Raw genomic sequence first — 5,677 nt, forward strand, 5'->3', positions numbered from 1 at the left:
GTTGCGGAAGATGTCGACATAGGTTCGGCCGAGCAGTCGCGCCAGATCGTTCGAGGACGTCCGCGCCAGACCGACGATCGTTCCCACGATGGTCGCCAGTATCAGGCCGACGCTGCCCAGGAAAAGCGTGTTGATGATGCCGATGAGGAAGTACCACCAATAGGGATCGTTGGCCGTGGCGGGCAGCAGCGAGAAATTCACATCCCAACCCGTCGACTTGAACAGAAAGTCGAATCCGGAGGTGATCCCCTGGTCAGCGAGGTTGCGGCGGGCGATCACGATGCCGGCAAGCACCATCGCGGCGATAGAGCCGACATAGAGGACCTGCAACAGTGCGTTGCGGACCTTTTGATTTCTCAGCAGGCTGACCATCCAAAGATCCTTGCCGAATTGTCGCCGGCCCCGCCCGGCAGGTGCCGGGCGGGGCCCAAAGCGGGTGAGTTAAGAACGGATCAGTCGATCACCAGCGGGAACAGGACACCGCCATTGTTCCACAAATTGGTCAGCTCGCGGTCCATCTTGTAGGGCGAGTCCTTGCCGAGGTCGCGCTCGAAGATTTCGCCGTAATTGCCGACGTTCTTGATCACCTTGTAGGCCCAGTCGTCATCGAGACCGAGACCCTTGCCCATGCCTGGCGTGACGCCGAGGAACTTGGCGACTTGCGGCGAAGTCGGCTTGGCCTTGATCTCGTCGACGTTCTTGGAGGTGATGCCTTCCTGCTCGGCGAAGATCAGGGTGCTCAGCGTCCAGTTGGCGATGTCGACCCAATTGTCGTCGCCTTGCCGCATGATCATGACCTCAGGCTCGACGGCGAGCACGTCGGGCAGGATGACATGGTCGTCGACCTTGCTCTTGGCGATGCGCGCAATGGCGAGCGTCGGGCCCCATTGCGCATAGAGATCGCAGCGTCCCGAGAAATAGGCCTGCTCGAGCTCCTCCGTCTTTTCGATGAGCACGGGCTCGAGCTTGATGCCAAGCTTGGCCGTATAGGCCGCGACCTGCTGTTCCTGCGAGGTACCGGCGGGAATGCAGATCGTGCCGCCAGCGGCATCCTTGAGCGACTTGAGGTTGAGCTCCTTGTGCGCCATCACCTTCGTGGTTCCGAGGTAGTAGGACATGGAAAATTGCAGCCCGAGCTCGGTGTCTCGGCTGAGCGTGCCGCCCGACGCCTTGATGATGATGTCGACATCGCCTGACTGCAGGGACGGCCAGCGCTGCGCCCAGCTGATCGGAACGATCTTCAGCTTTGCCGGGTCGCCGAGCACGGCCGTGGCCACCGCCCGGCAGAGATCGATGTCCATGCCCTTCCAGTTGCCCTTGTCGTCGACTTCGGCGAAGCCGAGATAGGATCCGTCATGGCCGGTGCAATTGAGCACGCCGCGCGCCTTGACGATCTCCAGCGTCTTGCCGCCGGCGGCTTCTGCCGGCGCTGCAAAATGCACAAGTCCAAGGGCCATGGCTGCGGCCCCCCATTTCATCGTTTTCATGTTCCGTCTCCACTGTTGAGGCTGTTTGGTTTCTTGTTGTTGGAGGTCCGAAAGTTTTCTTTCGGAGCTCGGTCTCAAAGCCGCTCCTAGTCGGAAAGCGGGGTCGGTTTCGGCACGGAGGAAATCTTCAGGTCGCTGCTCCAGTCCTGCTGGGCGAGCCATCGATGAAGGGCGGCGACCGCCTTCACGCGCAGGTGCCCGCGCGGGACGATCAGGTAGAAGCCAGGGACCTCCTCCGGCCTCATATCGGCAAGGGCGTCGCGGCCGACCGGCGCGACCAGCGCACCCGACCTCAAATCTTCCTCGGCGTCGATGACGGAGACGAGACCGACGCCGATGCCTTGCAGGGTTGCGCGGCGCATGGTGGCGGCATCGTCGAAACTGATGCTTCGGTTGCCATCTGTCTGCTCGATGGCAAGGTGCCGTAAAATGTCTGGCCAAAGGCGCTTCGATTTGACGGTGTCCAGCAATGTGAACAGCGTCAGGTCCTGCGCCGACTTGATGCTTTCGCCGATGGCCGGAGTGCAGCAGATGACCTTCGGATCCGGCACCAGCAGGATGGTCTCGTAGTCCGGCCAATTGCCGTAGCCCCACTGGACGGTCATATCGATGTCGTCACGTCCGAAATCGGGCAGGTCGACCATCGTCGTCAGGCGCAGATCCGCACCCGGCAATATCTCCCGGAACAGGGACAGACGAGGCAACAGATAGTGGGTCGCGAAATAGGGGCTCGCATTCAGGTTGATGCGGTCCCGGTAGTTCGACTTGGTGACGCGGCGAACACCTTCCGAAAACTCGTCGAACCCGGCTTTGACATAGTGCGAGAGAAGGATAGCCGATTCTGTCAATTCGACCGACCGCCCCTTGCGCTCGAACAGCGTCACCTGAAGCGTATCCTCCAGAAGCTTGATCTGCTGTCCGACGGCCTGCGGCGTGACCAGCAATTCGTCCGCCGCCTGCCGAAAACTCTTGTGCTGCGCGACGGCGTGGAAGACGCGAAGCGCATTCAGCGAGGGAAGGCGGAGCTTGCCGGTCATCGTGTATTCCACCTCCTTTCGCTTGCGTTCCTGTTGGACAATTCAGCGCCGCAGGCGCCGTTAAAACAACTCAGGCGTATATATAACCACCTGAAACAATTACGTTTTCTCCGGTCATATAGGTGTTCTTGGGACCGCCCGTCATGAGCACCCACTCGGCAATCTCCGTAGGCTCGGCACCACGACCCAGCGGGCTCGCCTTGGCCAGTTCCTCCAGGAAGCCGAGGGCCTTGGCCCGCTCCGTGGCCATGCCTGCGGGGGCCACCGAATTCACTAGGATTCCGTGTTTTGCGACGTCATGGGCGAAGGAGCGCGTCAGGCTGACCACGGCGGCCTTGGTTGCCGCATAGTGGGCGTTCTGCGGATGCGCCTTGAAAGCGTCGACAGAGGTCAGGTTCACGATCCGCCCGCGCACATGGCTCTTCGGCTCCTGCGACTGCATATGGCGAACGGCCGCCACCATCATGTGGTAGGTGCCTTTGATGTTGATGCCATTGGAGGCGTCCCAATCGGCATCGCTGATCTCGAGGAGCGGGCGGCGAGGGTAGATCGCGGCGCAATTGATCAATGTATCGATACGCCCGAGCTTCGAAACGATGGCGTCGAAGGCGGCGTGGCACTGAGGACCGATCTGTATATCGCATAGGGCGGTCGCGGTCGGCAGGCCGTTGGCCTTTGCCGGCTCTAGCGCGGCTTCGGCGGCGTCCTGGTTGATGTCGATTATGCCGATCTTCGCCGCTCCGGCCTCTACAGCCATCCGGGCCAGAAGCGCGCCGAGGCCGGCGCCGCCACCAACGATCAGAACGGAAAGATCCTTCATTCCAGTTTTTCCTTACTTGGTGCCGCTTGGCGAGGTCGGCCAGGTCGGCATGATGTCAAAACGGGTAACGTCGGCCCATGCGGGCAGGCCGAGCACCGCGACGACCATTCTGGCCACGTCGTCCGGCTGCACCACTTTGCTGGCGTACATGGCCGTGCGCGCCTTGGCGTCGAGGATGTCCTGGTAGAGCTGCGTCTCGACACGGCCGGCGACGATCTCGGTGACGCGTATGCCTGATGGGGAGAGGTCGGCGCGCAACGCGGCGGCAAAACCTGATATCGCCGCCTTGGTGGCTGAATAGACGGCAATGTTGGAATATGCCGCGTGGCCCGCGGTGGAGCCGGTGAACAAGATATGGCCAGACTGCCGCTCGCGCATCTGCGGAACGACGAGGCGGGTAAGCATGATTGCTGCGCTGAGGTTTACCTCCAGCGTGGAGTCGATGTCGGCGATCTTCATGTCGGCGAAATTGCCCAGCGGCGGCATGATCCCGGCATTGTTGATCAGCACGTCGATGGTGAGATCCGCCAGAACAGCCTCCAGCGCCTCGCGATCGGTGATATCGACAGCGATGGGCACGATGCCGGATCGCTCGGCCTGCAACGCCTTGAGCGCGGACTGGCTGCGCCCGACCGCATAGACGTCATAGCCGGCGTCGCTCAACGCGATCGCCATGGCCCGCCCTATGCCGCTCGTTGCACCTGTGATGAAGGCTGTCGTCACGTGGGTTTCCCTGATTGCCTGGTTTCAGTCTGCGGCCTGGGCCGATGCCGCGAAACCAAGAAAACCAGCAAAAAGGAAAGATAAACTTTCGAAAGCCCGTTCAGCCTGCGAAACTTACTGGGGTGTCCGCACGATCGCGGAAGCCGAAAACCCAAGGAAACGCTGGGAGAATGGCGCTTTCAATGCGTCGGAAAACGGGTGTCGCTGGCCGGCAGAGCAAAAACAAGGCTTTCGCAATGCGTGGCCAATCTGGTCCACGCGCCTGCGCATGCGAAGCGAAGTCGCCGGCCTCACCCTCCTGTCGGGGCAGGCCTCTTCATATCGGTAAAGAGCGATGCCGCGGCCGCCTTCTGCTCGGCCTCGGTCGCCGCGACGCCTGAAGCCCGGGCCAAAGCGCGCACGCGCCCGAGGCTGTTGTGCAGATGCTTGCGCATGGCCTGGCGAGCAGCGCGACCGTCCTGCCTTTCGATAGCGTCCACGATGGTTTTGTGTTCGTTATGGATGCGGGCGTAGTAGCTGTCCTTGAGCGCTGATGTGACCACATAACCCAGTTGAAAGCGTGGAACGATCATCGGCCTGAGATAGCTCAGGAAGCCGTGGATGAATTCGTTGCCTGCGGCTTTGGCGATCGCCAGATGGAAATCATAGTCATAGTGGATCTGGACGGCTGCGGGATCCGCCTGCTGGGCGTCGACCTGTTCCATCAGGGCCCGGATTGCATTCGCCTCCGCATCGGTGCGCCGTTCGGCGCACAGCCCGGCGGACTCCACCTCGACACTCAATCTCAGTTCGAGCAGAGCGATGGTTTCCGGCAAGGTCCTGAGGGCCTCGTCCGGTATCGAGAAATTGCGCGGCGCCGGCGTTTCGCTGACGAACATGCCGCGTCCTTGCTGCGGCACCACCATGCCCTCGGAGCGCAATCGCGCCACCGCTTCCCGCACCACCGTGCGGCTGACGTCGTATTCGGCGCAAAGCTCTGCCTCGGTCGGCAATTGGGCGCCGGGCAGCAACTGCCCGGAGCGGATCTTTTCGGACAGGCTCTCGGCCACGACGGTGGAAAGTGGCTTGCGCTTCGTCATCAGTGTTCCCCAGTCCGATGCCAGATGCAGGATGATGCCCGAACCGGCAAGGCCATTCAAACCGCCGCGGTGACGATCAGCTCGACCAGCATTCCGGGCTTGGCCATGCGTCCTTCGCCGGAAGAGCGCGCCGGTGCGTGCTCCTTCGGCATCCATGCGTCCCAGACCGTGTTGACTTCGTCGAAATCCCTGATGTCGTCCAGCCACATCTGCACGTGAAGGATGCGGGTCTTGTCCGTACCGGCCTTGGCAAGCAGGACGTCGACCTTGCCGAGCGCCTCGCGCATCTGGTCAGCGGCGGACTGACCCGGCTTTGCGACCTGGCCGGTGAGGTAGAGGGTGCCATTGTGGATGACCCCGTGGTGGATGCGGGTGTCGAAGTCGAAGCGCTTGATGTCACTCACTGGATTGTTGTCCTTGTCAGATTTCCGGCCTCCGCTGGATGGGGTCAGATTGCCGGCGTCTGCCGGATGGGGTTTCCCTGCAGATATTGCGCGTAGGGCGCCTGAACGAGCCAGCCAGCGTCGACGG

General features: G+C 61.8%; 6 protein-coding genes and 1 pseudogene. All 7 read right to left on the reverse strand.

Going from position 1 to position 5,677, the window contains the following annotated elements:
• Positions 1-372: pseudogene (locus EN993_RS29930) on the reverse strand (ABC transporter permease); the annotation flags it as partial.
• Positions 373-452: 80 nt separating this feature from the next.
• Positions 453-1,487 (reverse strand): amino acid ABC transporter substrate-binding protein, encoded by a 1,035-nt coding sequence (locus EN993_RS29935; protein ID WP_127265584.1) that lies wholly within the window; start codon positions 1,485-1,487, stop codon positions 453-455.
• Between the two features lie 86 nt (positions 1,488-1,573).
• On the reverse strand, positions 1,574-2,524 hold the full coding sequence (locus EN993_RS29940) for a LysR substrate-binding domain-containing protein (protein WP_109661322.1): 951 nt from the start codon (positions 2,522-2,524) through the stop codon (positions 1,574-1,576).
• 70 nt (positions 2,525-2,594) lie between these two features.
• Positions 2,595-3,344, reverse strand: coding sequence for an SDR family oxidoreductase (locus EN993_RS29945; protein WP_109660172.1), 750 nt, complete (start codon positions 3,342-3,344; stop codon positions 2,595-2,597).
• Positions 3,345-3,356: 12 nt separating this feature from the next.
• Positions 3,357-4,067, reverse strand: coding sequence for an SDR family oxidoreductase (locus tag EN993_RS29950; protein WP_127265585.1), 711 nt, complete (start codon positions 4,065-4,067; stop codon positions 3,357-3,359).
• A 290-nt stretch (positions 4,068-4,357) separates the two neighbouring features.
• Positions 4,358-5,146: a FadR/GntR family transcriptional regulator gene (locus EN993_RS29955; protein WP_164757896.1), complete on the reverse strand. Its 789-nt coding sequence runs from the start codon at positions 5,144-5,146 to the stop codon at positions 4,358-4,360.
• A gap of 56 nt (positions 5,147-5,202) precedes the next feature.
• Positions 5,203-5,550, reverse strand: coding sequence for a RidA family protein (locus EN993_RS29960; protein WP_109660178.1), 348 nt, complete (start codon positions 5,548-5,550; stop codon positions 5,203-5,205).
• Positions 5,551-5,677: the final 127 nt, after the last annotated feature.

This window comes from Mesorhizobium sp. M7D.F.Ca.US.004.01.2.1, assembly GCF_003997785.1.
Taxonomy (GTDB): domain Bacteria; phylum Pseudomonadota; class Alphaproteobacteria; order Rhizobiales; family Rhizobiaceae; genus Mesorhizobium; species Mesorhizobium loti.

Bases quoted from the DNA above. Each gene is read 5' to 3' on its own strand.
- EN993_RS29935 (WP_127265584.1), bottom strand. From the start codon at position 1,487: ATGAAAACGATGAAATGGGGGGCCGCAGCCATGGCCCTTGGACTTGTG.
- EN993_RS29945 (WP_109660172.1), bottom strand. From the start codon at position 3,344: ATGAAGGATCTTTCCGTTCTGATCGTTGGTGGCGGCGCCGGCCTCGGC.
- EN993_RS29940 (WP_109661322.1), bottom strand. From the start codon at position 2,524: ATGACCGGCAAGCTCCGCCTTCCCTCGCTGAATGCGCTTCGCGTCTTC.
- EN993_RS29955 (WP_164757896.1), bottom strand. From the start codon at position 5,146: ATGACGAAGCGCAAGCCACTTTCCACCGTCGTGGCCGAGAGCCTGTCC.